General features: G+C 63.5%; 16 protein-coding genes. 12 read left to right on the plus strand and 4 right to left on the minus strand.

The annotated features are described in order from the left end of the window. Positions 1-204 precede the first annotated feature (204 nt). The 7 genes from DCY11_RS01620 (at position 205) to DCY11_RS01650 (ending at position 6,255) form a co-directional block, all read left to right on the plus strand. Positions 205-447, plus strand: coding sequence for a CDGSH iron-sulfur domain-containing protein (locus tag DCY11_RS01620; protein ID WP_108680903.1), 243 nt, complete (start codon positions 205-207; stop codon positions 445-447). 156 nt (positions 448-603) lie between these two features. Further along, positions 604-1,518, plus strand: a complete 915-nt coding sequence (locus tag DCY11_RS01625) for a branched-chain amino acid ABC transporter permease LivH (RefSeq protein WP_108680905.1) — start codon at positions 604-606, stop codon at positions 1,516-1,518. Positions 1,519-1,520: 2 nt separating this feature from the next. Then, positions 1,521-3,071 (plus strand): high-affinity branched-chain amino acid ABC transporter permease LivM, encoded by a 1,551-nt coding sequence (livM, locus tag DCY11_RS01630; protein WP_159079726.1) that lies wholly within the window; start codon positions 1,521-1,523, stop codon positions 3,069-3,071. Then, the gene (locus DCY11_RS01635) at positions 3,068-3,919 is read left to right on the plus strand and encodes an ABC transporter ATP-binding protein (protein ID WP_108680909.1); all 852 of its coding nucleotides are present in this window, start codon (positions 3,068-3,070) and stop codon (positions 3,917-3,919) included. The genes livM and DCY11_RS01635 overlap by 4 nt, the downstream gene beginning before the upstream one ends. Next, positions 3,916-4,677 (plus strand): ABC transporter ATP-binding protein, encoded by a 762-nt coding sequence (locus tag DCY11_RS01640; protein WP_108680911.1) that lies wholly within the window; start codon positions 3,916-3,918, stop codon positions 4,675-4,677. Before DCY11_RS01635 ends, DCY11_RS01640 begins: the two co-directional genes overlap by 4 nt. Continuing rightward, positions 4,674-5,036, plus strand: a complete 363-nt coding sequence (locus DCY11_RS01645) for a DUF6867 family protein (protein ID WP_245409421.1) — start codon at positions 4,674-4,676, stop codon at positions 5,034-5,036. The genes DCY11_RS01640 and DCY11_RS01645 overlap by 4 nt, the downstream gene beginning before the upstream one ends. A gap of 94 nt (positions 5,037-5,130) precedes the next feature. Then, on the plus strand, positions 5,131-6,255 hold the full coding sequence (locus DCY11_RS01650; protein WP_208430492.1) for a branched-chain amino acid ABC transporter substrate-binding protein: 1,125 nt from the start codon (positions 5,131-5,133) through the stop codon (positions 6,253-6,255). Between the two features lie 28 nt (positions 6,256-6,283). On the opposite strand, the gene DCY11_RS01655 is transcribed toward DCY11_RS01650, so the two are convergent. Then, positions 6,284-6,493: a hypothetical protein gene (locus tag DCY11_RS01655; protein ID WP_069445501.1), complete on the minus strand. Its 210-nt coding sequence runs from the start codon at positions 6,491-6,493 to the stop codon at positions 6,284-6,286. Positions 6,494-6,638: 145 nt separating this feature from the next. Here DCY11_RS01655 and DCY11_RS01660 point away from each other — a divergent pair, with 145 nt between their 5' ends. Together DCY11_RS01660 and purB are read left to right on the plus strand one after the other, a co-directional pair. Next, entirely contained in the window at positions 6,639-7,130 is a 492-nt protein-coding gene (locus DCY11_RS01660) for a hypothetical protein (RefSeq protein WP_108680914.1), read from the plus strand. 71 nt (positions 7,131-7,201) lie between these two features. Further along, positions 7,202-8,497, plus strand: coding sequence for an adenylosuccinate lyase (purB, locus tag DCY11_RS01665; protein ID WP_108680916.1), 1,296 nt, complete (start codon positions 7,202-7,204; stop codon positions 8,495-8,497). Between the two features lie 30 nt (positions 8,498-8,527). On the opposite strand, the gene DCY11_RS01670 is transcribed toward purB, so the two are convergent. The 3 genes from DCY11_RS01670 to DCY11_RS01680 form a co-directional block, all read right to left on the minus strand. Further along, complete coding sequence (locus tag DCY11_RS01670; protein ID WP_108680918.1) at positions 8,528-9,079, minus strand: SH3 domain-containing protein; 552 nt, start codon at positions 9,077-9,079, stop codon at positions 8,528-8,530. A 193-nt stretch (positions 9,080-9,272) separates the two neighbouring features. Continuing rightward, a complete protein-coding gene (locus tag DCY11_RS01675) occupies positions 9,273-10,031 on the minus strand; it encodes an HpcH/HpaI aldolase/citrate lyase family protein (protein WP_108680920.1) in 759 nt (252 codons plus the stop codon). Positions 10,032-10,100: 69 nt separating this feature from the next. Beyond that, positions 10,101-10,430 carry a DUF1476 domain-containing protein gene (locus tag DCY11_RS01680; protein ID WP_069445271.1) on the minus strand — a complete coding sequence of 110 codons (330 nt, stop codon included), beginning with the start codon at positions 10,428-10,430 and terminating at the stop codon, positions 10,101-10,103. 309 nt (positions 10,431-10,739) lie between these two features. Here DCY11_RS01680 and purC point away from each other — a divergent pair, with 309 nt between their 5' ends. Genes purC through purQ form a run of 3 tightly spaced genes read left to right on the plus strand, consistent with a single transcriptional unit; the run spans position 10,740 to position 12,545 of the window. Then, a complete protein-coding gene (gene purC / locus DCY11_RS01685; RefSeq protein WP_108680922.1) occupies positions 10,740-11,510 on the plus strand; it encodes a phosphoribosylaminoimidazolesuccinocarboxamide synthase in 771 nt (256 codons plus the stop codon). Between the two features lie 39 nt (positions 11,511-11,549). Beyond that, positions 11,550-11,795 carry a phosphoribosylformylglycinamidine synthase subunit PurS gene (gene purS / locus DCY11_RS01690; protein WP_045366549.1) on the plus strand — a complete coding sequence of 82 codons (246 nt, stop codon included), beginning with the start codon at positions 11,550-11,552 and terminating at the stop codon, positions 11,793-11,795. Positions 11,796-11,855: 60 nt separating this feature from the next. Further along, on the plus strand, positions 11,856-12,545 hold the full coding sequence (gene purQ, locus DCY11_RS01695; RefSeq protein ID WP_108680924.1) for a phosphoribosylformylglycinamidine synthase subunit PurQ: 690 nt from the start codon (positions 11,856-11,858) through the stop codon (positions 12,543-12,545). Positions 12,546-12,558 lie beyond the last annotated feature (13 nt).

Here is a 12,558-nt window from a genome sequence, read left to right on the forward strand (position 1 = left end):
ATGCGGATAGGCTTTCGACTCAAGGGGTCTTCCAAAAATTCGTTTCCCTGCCGCATTTCGCCGGCGCCGCTGATTCACGGCAGACTAGAGGCCAAGAAACCAAGGGCCTGTTAACGCGCGGCGGGAGCCCTTCCTTGTCACTCCAGGCCGAATTGGCTAAGCAGGACGCGGCTACTGGTTAGACAACAAAGCTGGGAAAACTGAATGACCGACGAGCCGGAACGCCCACAGCTCAACCCCTATCAAGTTGAGCTCGAAGAGGGCAAACGCTACGCGTGGTGTGCCTGCGGGCGCAGCAAGAAACAGCCGTTTTGCGACGGGTCCCACCAGGGCACGGGGATTGAGCCGCTGATGTTCACGGCGGAACGCACGGAAACGGCGCTGCTCTGTGGCTGCAAGGACACGGGCGACCCGCCATTCTGCGACGGCTCCCACCTTTTGCTCTGAATTTGGGCATGCACAGGACGCGCCCTTCTTGCTAAAAAAGACGCGGTTTTGGCGCGCGGGCCTGATTGCCGCTCGCCGGTGGCCCGACGGTGCGGCGCTCGCGTGTCCTCGTTATGAGTCTGCACAGCCAAACGGGGGAAGGCGCAGCAGGCATCCATGGCTTATTTCCTGCAGCAGCTCATCAATGGCGTCACGCTGGGGTCGATCTACGGCCTCATCGCCATCGGCTATACGATGGTCTACGGCATCATCGGCATGATCAATTTCGCCCACGGCGACATTTTCATGGTCGGTGCCTTCATCGCCTTGATCGCGTTTCTCGCTCTCACCGCCATCGGCGTCACCGCGATCCCGCTCGCACTGCTTCTGGTGCTCATCATCGCGATCGGACTGACCGCGGTGTGGGGCTGGACCGTTGAACGCGTGGCCTACCGGCCGTTACGCGATTCCTTCCGCCTCGCCCCGCTGATCACGGCCATCGGCATGTCGATCGTGCTGCAGAACTTCATCCAGATTGCGCAGGGCGCGCGGGTGAAGCCGCTGCAGCCCGTGATCACCGGCGGCTACGAACTGTACAGCCAAGGCTCGTTCACGGTCATCGTCTCGAACATTCAGATCCTGATCGTCGTAACCACAATTCTGGTCATGACTGGGTTCTGGCTCCTCATCAATCGGACAGCACTCGGCCGGTCGCAGCGGGCTTGTGAGCAGGACAGGCTGATGGCCGCGCTGTCCGGCGTGAATGTGGACCGCACGATCTCGCTGACCTTCGTGCTCGGGGCCGGCCTCGCCGCCGTCGCCGGCATGCTCTACCTCCTTTATTACGGCGTCATCGATTTCTTCATCGGCTTCATCGTCGGCATCAAGGCATTCACCGCCGCGGTGTTCGGCGGCATCGGCTCGATCCCGGGCGCGATGCTGGGCGGCCTCATCATCGGGCTGATCGAGACGTTCTGGTCGGCGTACTTCACCATCGAGTACAAGGACGTGGCGGCATTCTCGATGCTTGCCATCGTGCTCATCTTCTTCCCAACGGGTCTGCTTGGGCGGCCCGAGGTTGAAAAGGTGTGAGGTTGGCGGAAACCGGCAAAACCCGCGACCGCAAACTCGTCTCGGCACTGAGCGATTCTCTGCTCGCCGCGATCATCGCCTTCGCCCTGTTCTCGCTGGTACTGGGTCTGCGTACGGTGGACGACGCCACCGGCCTCACCCTGGAGCCGCGGCCAGCCCTGTTGCTGACGGTCGTCGCAATCGTGTTCTTCGGACGCCTGGCGCTGAACCTCTTTGTCTGGCAGGCCGAGTATCCGCTCACCGCGCCTTTCGCGAAACTCTTCAACACCGAACCCTTCGACCGGCGCGACCGGGTGACGCTGGCCGTGGCGCTCGTCTTCGGCGCCGGTTGGCTCGCGACGGGCCTCATCGTCGGCGAACCCGCCTACGAGCTTCTCGGAACCGTCGTCCTTCTCTTCGTCGGCCTCGGCCTGGTGCGGCGCTTCATTGTCCAGCGCTTCCCGGACCTGCCTTACGCGCAGATCTTCATCGCAGGCGGTATCCTCTTCGCCCTGTTCTTCCCGATCGTGACCTACGCGCTCGAGTCGATGTTCCGGATCGGCCTCCCCTTACGTTATTGGTTCGACCTGTCGATCCTTATCCTGACCTACGTGATGCTCGGCTGGGGGCTGAACATCGTCGTGGGGCTCGCGGGGCTGCTCGACCTGGGCTACGTGGCGTTCTACGCGGTGGGCGCCTACACGTTCGCGCTGCTGGCAACACACTTCGGTCTCGGGTTCTGGATCTGTCTGCCGATTGCGGGGGCTGCGGCGGCACTCTGGGGCATCATTCTCGGCTTTCCCGTCTTGCGCCTGCGCGGCGACTATCTCGCCATCGTCACCCTGGCCTTCGGCGAGATCGTCCGTATGGTTCTGCTCAACTGGACGGACGTAACGGGCGGCCCGAACGGCGTCGCCGGCATTCCCAAGCCGACCTTTTTCGGCCTGCCGTTCTCGCCCTTCGCCGAGGGTATGACCTTCAACAAGTTTTTCGGCATTCCCTATGACGGTCTGCACGCCCTCATCTTTCTCTACTATCTCATTCTGGTTCTGGCGTTCGCGACCAACCTCGTGACGTTGCGCTTGCGGCGTCTCCCTGTCGGCCGCGCCTGGGAAGCCATGCGCGAGGACGAGATCGCCTGCCGCTCGCTAGGCATCAACACGACCGTGACCAAGCTCAGCGCGTTTGCCACCGGCGCCATGTTCGGCGGGCTAGCCGGCTGCTTCTTCGCCACGCGCCAAGGGTTCGTCAGTCCAGAGAGTTTCACCTTCATCGAGTCGGCAATCATCCTGGCCATCGTCGTACTCGGCGGCATGGGGAGCCAGCTCGGCGTCGCCATCGCCGCTGTCGTGATGGTCGGCGGGTTCGAAGCCTTGCGCCATACCGAGGGACTCCAAGCCGTCTTCGGCGAAGAGTTCGACCCGGCGCTCTACCGCATGCTTCTCTTCGGCATCGCCATGGTGGGCATCATGGTGTGGCGGCCGCGCGGCCTCGTCTCCTCGCGTGCGCCCACGATCTCTCTCGGCAATGGCGAAACCATCTCGGGCGATCTCGTCAGCGAGGGGCGCGGATGAACGGCGGCGCCAGACCCTGGGACGAGGATCCGCTCCTCCACGTGGAGCATCTGACCATGCGGTTCGGCGGCCTCACCGCCGTGGACGACGTGTCGTTCTCCGTTGGCGGCTCCGACATCACAGCCCTGATCGGTCCGAACGGCGCCGGCAAGACGACGGTCTTCAACTGCATCACCGGGTTCTACAAATCGACCGAAGGCATGCTCACGCTCGATGCAAACGATGGAACACCCTTCTATCTCGAGCGTCTCTCCGATTACGAGATCAACGCCGACGCCCGCGTGGCGCGGACGTTTCAGAACATCCGCCTGTTTCCCGGCATGACGGTTCTCGAAAATCTCATGGTCGCGCAGCACAACGAGCTATCGCGCGCGTCCGGTTATTCCTTCGGCGCCATTTTCGGCCTCGGCCAGTTCGGACGCACCCAGCAGGAGGCGATCGATCTCGCCAAGTCATGGCTCGACCGGATCGGACTTCTGTCGCGCGCGGACGAAGCGGCGGGCGGGCTGCCCTACGGCGATCAACGTCGTCTCGAGATCGCGCGGGCCATGTGTACGCGGCCCCGGCTTCTATGCCTCGACGAACCGGCGGCGGGCCTCAACGCCCGAGAGAGCGAAGCGCTCAACACGCTGCTCCAATCGATCCGCGAGGAGGACGGCACGGCCATCTTCCTCATCGAGCACGACATGAGCGTTGTCATGCGCATCTCGGACCACGTCATCGTGCTCGATTACGGCAAGAAGATCGCCGACGGCACGCCGACCGAGGTTCGCAACGATCCGCACGTGATCGGGGCTTATCTCGGCGTATCGGACGAGGACGCCGCCGCGATGGAGGCACGAACATGAACGCCGCCGCACCCGTGCCGCTCCTCGCGCTCGAAGATGTGACGGCAGCCTATGGCAGGCTGCCCGTCCTGCACGATGTCAGCATCCAGATCCGCCCCGGCGAGATCGTCTCTCTGATCGGCGCGAACGGCGCGGGCAAGTCCACCACCATGATGACCATTTGCGGCCGGCCGCGCGCGTCCCATGGGCGCGTGGTCTTCGACGGTCAGGACATCACCCAGCGTCCCACCCACGAGATCGCCCGGCTCGGCATCTGCCAATCGCCCGAGGGGCGGCGGATCTTCGGGCGCATGACAGTGATGGAGAACCTGCAGATGGGCGCGATCATCGCCAACGCGCCCGACGGCTTCGATGACGATGCCGCGCGCGTGTTCGACCTCTTCCCACGGCTGAAGGACCGGGCCAGCCAGCGTGGCGGCACGCTGTCGGGCGGCGAGCAGCAGATGCTCGCCATTGCGCGCGCGCTGATGGGGCGCCCCAAGTTGCTGCTGCTCGACGAGCCCTCGCTGGGACTTGCGCCGCTCGTAGTGAAGCAGATCTTCGAAGCCATCAAAGAGCTGAACACGGACGGCCTGACCGTGTTCCTGGTCGAACAGAACGCCTATCACGCGCTCAAGCTGGCGGACCGCGGCTACGTGATGGTCAATGGACGCATCACAATGACGGGCACGGGCGATGACTTGCTGGCCTCCGAGGATGTGCGCAACGCGTATCTCGAGGGTGCCACCGCAGCGGCCAAGGAGCCGACCGCATCGTGAGCACGACAACCCAGACGATTGCACCGTGGATCAGCGACGACGGCTTGCGCGTCTTCGTGCTCTTCACGCTCGTCATCGGAGGCGCCGCCGCCTTTCTCGCCGGGCGCGGCCTGGCGCGCGGCTGGCGTCCGCTGTGGCGGCTGTTCTTCTATATGGCGCTATTGGCCGCCGCGGTGCGCTTCTTCGATTACGCGCTGTTCGACGGCACCCTGCTGTCCCCGTACTACTACGTCGTCACCTATGCGGTCCTTGTCGCGGCGGGGCTGCTCGGCTTCCGCACCATGCGCACGACGCAGATGGTCACGCAGTATCACTGGCTCTATGAGCGGACGAGCCCCCTAACCTGGAAGGATCGATAGTCTGGACAGCCCACTATATGGGCGACCGGGTGGGTTGGCGACCGCGTGACCTGTCACTACGTTACGGGACGCCAACTATCCAAGGGAGACCGGCATGATGCGTTTGACTGGACTGCTCGCCGTCGCCGTGTGCGCGATCGCACTCACGGGCTGCAACGGCGAAGACGATCCCGACGTCATCAAGGTCGCTGTCGCCGGTCCCCAGACAGGGCAATACGCATCGCTCGGCACACAGATGACCACAGGCGGCGAGACCGCTGTGGCCGATATCAATGCCGTTGGCGGGGTTCTCGGCAAGAAGCTCAAGCTGGAAGTCGGCGACGATGCCTGCGACCCGAAGCAGGCCGTCGCGATCGCCAACCAGATGGCCGGCGACAACGTCGCGCTGGTGGCCGGACATTTCTGCTCCGGCTCGTCGATCCCCGCATCGAACGTCTATGCGGAGAGCAATCTCGTGATGATCTCTCCCGCCTCCACGAACCCGGCCCTGACGGACAAGCGCGCGGGGCCGAACATCTACCGGGTGTGCGGCCGCGACGACAAACAAGGCGAAGTCGCCGGCGCCTATCTCGCCAAGCATTTCGGCGACAAGAACATTGCCATCATCGACGACAAGACAGCCTATGGGCGCGGCCTCGCCAACGAGGTGAAGAAGGCCCTCAACGCCAACGGTGTTAAAGAGGTGTTCCGGGAATCCATCACGGCGGGCGAGAAGGACTACTCCGCCCTCGTCTCCAAGCTCAAGCTGGCCGATGTGGATGCGCTCTTCCTCGGCGGCTACCACACCGAGGCGGGGCTCATCCTGCGCCAGATGCGCGACCAGGACATGGATACGGTGCTGATGGGCGGCGATGCGCTCGTGACCCAGGAATATTGGTCCATCACCGGACCGGCCGGCGAAGGCACGCTCATGACCTTCTCCCCGGACCCGCGGAAAAACCCGGCCGCCGAGGACGTCGTCAAGCGGCTTGAAGCGAAGGGCATCTCGCCGGAAGGTTACGTGCTCTATACCTACGCGGCGATCCAGGCCTGGGCCGAGGCGGCCAAGAAGGCGGGAACGACCGATGCCCCGGCCGTCGTCAAGGCGCTCGACGACAGCACGATCCACTCGGTGATCGGCGATTTCCAGTTCGACGACAAAGGCGACCCCAACCTGCCGCCCTATGCGGTCTATCGCTGGGCGGACGGGACCTACGAGCAGATCGACGAGAACTCGTAAGCGAGAATTCTAGGACCGCTTCGGCGGCCTAGCTGGTTTTCGGCTTCTTCGCGGCGGCGAATTCGGCTTCCAGCTCTTCTTCGAGGCGCACGAGATCCTCCGGCAGCGGCATGCCGAAGGCGCGCATCTCATTGAGCTTTTCGCGGACCTGCTCATAGAGCTCGTGGCGATCCTCGGGCTGGTTTTCCATCTGGTTGATCAGCAGCGCGAGTTCTGCCTTGAGGTCGTCGAATGCCATCAGCTTGTCGCCTTTCTCTTGTCTCGGGGGCGGATCGGACCACAAAGCGCAAATCGCGGCAAGCCTGGGTGCGCGCATCCATTGCAGTCCAGCCGTTTCCCTTGCATATTCCCCCTGCAATCGAGCGGTTGGAGGGGAAGCTGCAATGGAAAAGCTAACATTCAGCAAGGTGGTCGGGTTCATTCTCGCGGCGGCGTTCGCCATCGTGATTGGTGTGTCCACGTGGGCCCTGATGGTCGGGGACTACATGAACACCAGTCTCGTCAACGAGCAGACCCAGCACTCGGTTCGCATTGTCGGCTTCGCCGGATTGCTGGCGGCCCTAGTGGCCTGGTGGTGCCAGCGCTTCGTGGCCCATCGCGGTTTCTTGATCCGGATGCTGTTCGCCCTATTCATCTTCCTGGTGGCCTTCTGCAGCTTCGGCGGCTTCCTGCGCTTCGCCTATATCCACGCAATCTATCCGAGCCAGGTGGACTGGTCGCTCGCCGGCCTTTATGCCTCTTCGCTCAATGACTTCTATACGTTCCTGCTCGACATGCTGCTTCCGCCGCGCCTGGGCTTCATGGCGCTTGCGGTCGGGGCCGCGGTCTACATCGCGCTGTTCGGCATCCGCGAGCCTCGGACGGTTGAGCTCTAAGACGTAAGCACTCGGCCCTACTGCCGCCCTCCATGGGCGGCAGTAGGCGCCTGAGAAAGGCCTGAACCTTTATGATTCCGCGCTACAGCCGCTCCCAGATGACGGACATCTGGGAGCCCGAGAACAAATTCCGCATCTGGCTCAAGATCGAGGTCACGGCGGCCGAGGCCATGGCCGAGCTCGGCCTCATTCCGAAAGAGGCCGCCGAAGCCGCCAAGGCGCGCGGCGGGTTCGACATCGACCGGATCGACGAGATCGAGCGTGAAGTGAAGCATGACGTGATCGCCTTCCTCACCTCGGTCGCCGAACACGTGGGGCCCGAGGCGCGGTTCCTCCACGCCGGTCTCACCTCCTCCGACGTGCTCGACACCTGCTTCAACGTGCAGCTCACGGAAGCGGCGGACATTCTCATTGCCGATCTCGATGGGCTGCTCGCGGCCCTCAAGAAACGCGCTTACGAGCACAAGGACACAGTCACGGTCGGCCGCAGCCACGGCATTCATGCCGAGCCCACGACGTTCGGGTTGAAGCTGGCCCAGGCCTATGCCGAATTCGCCCGCAATCGCGAACGCATGGTCCGCGCCCGCGAGGAAGTCGCGACTTGCGCCATTTCGGGCGCCGTCGGCACGTTCGCCCATGTGGACCCGCGCGTCGAAGCCTATGTGGCCGACAAACTCGGGCTACGGCCCGAGCCGATCTCGACCCAGGTGATCCCAAGGGATCGCCACGCGGCGTTCTTCTCCACGCTCGCGGTGATCGCGAGTTCGGTCGAGCGCGTTGCCACCGAGATCCGGCATTTGCAGCGCACCGAGGTGCTGGAAGCCGAGGAGTACTTCTCGGCGGGGCAGAAGGGCTCGTCCGCCATGCCCCATAAGCGCAACCCGGTGCTGTCGGAGAATTTGACCGGGCTCGCCCGCATCGTGCGCGGCTATACCATTCCCGCCATGGAGAACGTGGCGCTATGGCATGAGCGGGATATCTCGCACTCCTCGGTCGAGCGCATGATCGGGCCTGACGCCACGGTCACCCTCGACTTCGCGCTGGCGCGGCTAACAGGCGTGATCGAGGGGCTGGTGGTTTACCCCGAGCGCATGCAGGCCAATATGGACCGGCTCGGCGGCCTCATTCATTCGCAACGCGTGCTGCTGGCACTGACCAATGCGGGCGTGTCGCGCGAGGACGCCTATCGGCTCGTTCAACGCAATGCGATGAAGGTCTGGCAGGAGAACAAGGACTTCCTGACCGAGCTCCTGTCGGACCCGGATGTCACCGCAGCGCTGTCGGAAGACACGATCCGCGACCAGTTCGATCTCGGCTATCACACCAAGCACGTCGAGGACCTCTTCGCCCGCGTATTCGCGGATTAAGAACGCCTTCGTTGCCGTCTCGTTACGGTGCTACTCGGGATCCCGCAGGGCCGCGGCGGCGGCCTGCGTGTTGACGTATCCGATCGGGGTGTCGTCGTAGTAGCCGCTGCCCCCGCGGAAAATATTCGGCACGTAGCGGTAGCGGTCCCGCTCCTGCGCCATCATGAGAAACCGCTTGCGATAGAATTTGGGTGAGATGGCCGTGTAAGGCGGCATGTCGAAATACCAGTCGGCTTTCGAGTAATAGCCGGACCGGTAGGGATAGGCCGGGAAGATCGGCCAGACCTCGGGCTCAACCAGTTCCGCGTAATCCGCATAGCCGAGCGCCAAGCCGCGCTGGCTGGCATAGCCCTTCCGCCCGCGCCAGATCACGCCGCACCAGCCGTCACGGCAGCCCTTGACCTTGACCGGCGAACCGGCGGGCATCGTGGCGATCTTGGCATAGCCGGTACCGGGACCATCGCGCAGGTTCAGAGCCGTCGCCGTGGCAGCCTCGGTCGCTTGGGCCGTGTCCATAGCCAACACGCCCGCCCCCAGCACGAGGCCAATCAATCCAGCAATGACGGTCCGCAAGTAGCCCATTCAATCCACCCATTCCGCTCGCACACCAGGCGAGTCTCAAGCCGGTATAGTGGCATAGGACTCTGGGGAATTCAGCCTTCGTCGTGGCTTCAAGGACATTATGGCGCGCGCCCTGGTGCAAGGATGCAACGGTCGGCGCAGAGCGCCGCCCTCGTGATTCTGCGAATCCTTTGAGGCGGTTGGCGCGGGGCGCCTAAGAGGTTGATTCAACCGCCGCCAGAGTGGCCGCAGCCGCCGAAGCGAGCCAGCCGGTGTCGGTGCCGATGGCGACGACGTCCCAGCCTTCCTTGATGCGGGGCTTCGCGAAGTCGATGTCGTTGCAGAAGATGAGCGTCATGACGCCATGCTCGCGCGCCTTGGCCAGGACCTGTTTCATCGCCTCCTGGACTTCCTTTGCCCAGATATCGATGCGCCCCGTGAGCGCCACGGAGAGATCGTTCGGACCGAAACAGACCATGTCCACGCCTTTGAGGCCGAGGATGGCATCGAGGTCATCGAGAGCGCCTTTGGTCTCGATTTGCGGGCAGGCGATCGTGAAGCGGTTGGCGGTCGTGAAATAGTCGCCCGCGACCCCGATCTTGGCCCGATATGGTCCCCAGCTGCGGTTGCCTCGGGGCGGATACTTCACCGCCTGAACGAAGGCCTCCGCCTCGGCCACGTTCTCGATCAGCGGGCACATGACCCCTTGCGCGCCCGCATCCAGCGCCCGGCCCACAAGGCCGGGATCGTTGTTGGCGACGCGGACGATCGCAGGCAGCCCCGCCGCCTTCGCCGCCGTCAGGCAAGACAGCATGGTCTCGTTGCCGCCGGCGCCATGCTGCTGGTCGATGGTGACGCAATCCCAGCCCGCTTCGCCGATCAACTCGACGGCGAGCGGGTTGTTCATCATCAGCCAGGCGTTGAAGAGCGTCTGCTTCTTCCGGGCCGCGCTGCGGAAAAGGTCCTTGGCCATAGCTCCCTCCCTGGGGCCCTATTCGGGTCCGGACCGGGTCTCGAGGGGCCCTGCCGGACCCGAGAAGTCTTACGCCTTGGCTTCGGCTTCGATTTGCCGCACCGCCTCGACCATGAGGTCCGCCATGGCGCGGCGGATCTGGTGGTCGGACTGCTCGATCTCTTTGCCGTCGAAATCGCCCCGGATCTTGCGGAAAACGTCTTCTTCGCCTGGCTCTTCCAAGTCGGCCTTCACCACTTCGCGGGCGTAGGCTTGGGCATCGTCTCCCGAAAGCCCCATCTTTTCAGCGGCCCAGAGGCCCAGGAGCTTGTTCCGGCGGGCTGTGGACTTGAACTGCAACTCCTCGTCGAGGGCGAATTTCTTCTCGTAGCTCTTTTCGCGATCGTTAAAGCTCGTCATCGGCGCTGCCTCCAAAGCCCCGCCAAACACGGGGCGCCGTCTGTAACAATTATGGGGGGAAACCCTGCTTTCAAGGGCGGGTGATACCCAAGAAAGCAGTGCAAATCAACAAATCCCGCGAGGCCCTGAAAGCCATTGCGCCGCCCCCCGGCCCGTTGTACCCCTCGCGCCATAGGCTAGTCTCCATACGAGATTTCTAGATCGATTCCAGCGATGGCGATTTGAGACGTGGCGCGCGGCATTGGGGTTATCCCGTTTTGCGCGCGTTCGGCGTTTGACAGTCGTGAACAGCTCAGTGAGGACAAGAAAATGAACCGTCGCCGGCGCGTTTACGAAGGCAAGGCCAAAATCCTTTACGAAGGGCCGGAGCCCGGCACGCTCATCCAGCATTTCAAGGACGACGCGACCGCCTTCAACAACAAGAAGCACGACTGTATCGAGGGCAAGGGCGTCCTCAACAACCGTATCTCCGAGTACATCTTCGAGCGGCTGAACGAGATCGGTGTGCCCACCCATTTCATCAAGCGCCTGAACATGCGCGAGCAGCTCATTCGCGAGGTCGAGATCATTCCGCTCGAAGTGGTGATCCGCAATGTGGCCGCGGGCTCGCTGTCCAAGCGCTTAGGGCTGGAGGAAGGGACCACCCTGCCCCGCTCGATCGTCGAGTTCTACTACAAGGCCGACGAGTTGGACGACCCGATGGTCTCCGAAGAGCACATCACCGCCTTCGGCTGGGCTTCGCCGCCGGAGCTCGACGACATCATGTCGCTCGCGCTGCGCATCAACGACTTCCTGACGGGCCTGTTCCTCGGCGTCGGCATCCGCCTCGTCGACTTCAAGGTCGAGTTCGGGCGTCTGTGGGAAGGCGAGCAGATGCGTGTCGTGCTGGCCGACGAGATCTCGCCGGACTGCTGCCGCCTCTGGGACGTCGACACCCAGGACAAGCTCGACAAGGATCGCTTCCGCCGCGACATGGGCGGGCTGGTCGAAGCCTATCAGGAAGTCGCTCGGCGGCTTGGCCTGCATACCGAGAACCCGACGCCCGGCCGCAGCGGTCCCGTCCTGGTCCAATCCAAATAGGCGTCGCGAGAGCAAGCCCGAAGACTTGAGAAGGAAGCCATGAAGGCACGCATCACCATCACGCTCAAACCCGGCGTGCTCGATCCGCAAGGCAAGGCCATCGAAGGGGCGTTGCATGCCTTGGGCTTCGGCGGCGTCGAGGGCGTCCGGCAGGGTAAGTTCATCGAGGTCGAAGTCGCCGAGAGCGATCCGACCCGCGCCCGCGAAGAAATCGAGCGGATGTGCAAGCAGCTTCTCGCAAACACCATCATTGAGAACTATGCCTATGAGCTCGAGGCGGCGTAACCGGCGCGCCTCGCGCGCAATGGAGACCTTCTCCGCCAGAAGCGAGGCCCTTCGAGACTCATGAAAGCCAGCGTCATCGTTTTTCCGGGATCGAATTGCGACCGCGACGCGGCTGTCGCCTTGGAGCGCGCCATGGGCGCCGCGCCCAAGATGGTGTGGCACGGCGACTCCGAGCTGCCGAAGAGCGATCTGATCCTGCTCCCTGGCGGGTTCTCCTACGGCGACTATTTGCGCTCCGGTGCCATGGCGGCGCATTCGCCGATCATGCGCGAGGTCGTGCGCCGGGCCGAGGCCGGTACGCCGGTGCTCGGCATCTGCAACGGCTTCCAGGTCCTCACCGAGGCGGGACTTCTTCCGGGCGTGCTGATGCGCAACGCGACCCTGCGCTTTATCTGCAAGGATGTCCGCCTGCGCGTCGAGCGCGACGACACGGCATTCGCCAGCCATTACAAGAAGGACGAAGTGGTGCGCATCCCGATCGCTCATAAGGACGGCTGCTATTTCGCCGATCCGGGCACGCTCTATCTCCTGGAGAACGAGGGCCGCATCGCGTTCCGCTACTGCGAAGAGGATGGCGCGATCACCGAGGCAGCCAATCCCAATGGCTCGACGGGCAATATCGCCGGCATCTACAACGACACCGGCACCGTGCTCGGCATGATGCCCCATCCGGAGCGGCTCATCGATCCGGCCCAGTCCGGCACGGACGGCGCCAAGATGTTCTCCTCTCTCGTGGAGACTCTCCATTGAGCGGGGCGGCAGA

The organism is Methyloceanibacter sp. wino2 (assembly GCF_003071365.1).
GTDB lineage: Bacteria > Pseudomonadota > Alphaproteobacteria > Rhizobiales > Methyloligellaceae > Methyloceanibacter.

Excerpts from the sequence above, each read along its gene's own strand:
- DCY11_RS01620 (WP_108680903.1), top strand. The coding sequence starts at position 205 with ATGACCGACGAGCCGGAACGCCCACAGCTCAACCCCTATCAAGTTGAG.
- DCY11_RS01625 (WP_108680905.1), top strand. The coding sequence starts at position 604 with ATGGCTTATTTCCTGCAGCAGCTCATCAATGGCGTCACGCTGGGGTCG.
- DCY11_RS01635 (WP_108680909.1), top strand. The coding sequence starts at position 3,068 with ATGAACGGCGGCGCCAGACCCTGGGACGAGGATCCGCTCCTCCACGTG.
- DCY11_RS01640 (WP_108680911.1), top strand. The coding sequence starts at position 3,916 with ATGAACGCCGCCGCACCCGTGCCGCTCCTCGCGCTCGAAGATGTGACG.
- DCY11_RS01650 (WP_208430492.1), top strand. The coding sequence starts at position 5,131 with ATGATGCGTTTGACTGGACTGCTCGCCGTCGCCGTGTGCGCGATCGCA.
- DCY11_RS01655 (WP_069445501.1), bottom strand. The coding sequence starts at position 6,493 with ATGGCATTCGACGACCTCAAGGCAGAACTCGCGCTGCTGATCAACCAG.
- DCY11_RS01660 (WP_108680914.1), top strand. The coding sequence starts at position 6,639 with ATGGAAAAGCTAACATTCAGCAAGGTGGTCGGGTTCATTCTCGCGGCG.
- purB (WP_108680916.1), top strand. The coding sequence starts at position 7,202 with ATGATTCCGCGCTACAGCCGCTCCCAGATGACGGACATCTGGGAGCCC.
- DCY11_RS01670 (WP_108680918.1), bottom strand. The coding sequence starts at position 9,079 with ATGGGCTACTTGCGGACCGTCATTGCTGGATTGATTGGCCTCGTGCTG.
- DCY11_RS01675 (WP_108680920.1), bottom strand. The coding sequence starts at position 10,031 with ATGGCCAAGGACCTTTTCCGCAGCGCGGCCCGGAAGAAGCAGACGCTC.
- DCY11_RS01680 (WP_069445271.1), bottom strand. The coding sequence starts at position 10,430 with ATGACGAGCTTTAACGATCGCGAAAAGAGCTACGAGAAGAAATTCGCC.
- purC (WP_108680922.1), top strand. The coding sequence starts at position 10,740 with ATGAACCGTCGCCGGCGCGTTTACGAAGGCAAGGCCAAAATCCTTTAC.
- purS (WP_045366549.1), top strand. The coding sequence starts at position 11,550 with ATGAAGGCACGCATCACCATCACGCTCAAACCCGGCGTGCTCGATCCG.
- purQ (WP_108680924.1), top strand. The coding sequence starts at position 11,856 with ATGAAAGCCAGCGTCATCGTTTTTCCGGGATCGAATTGCGACCGCGAC.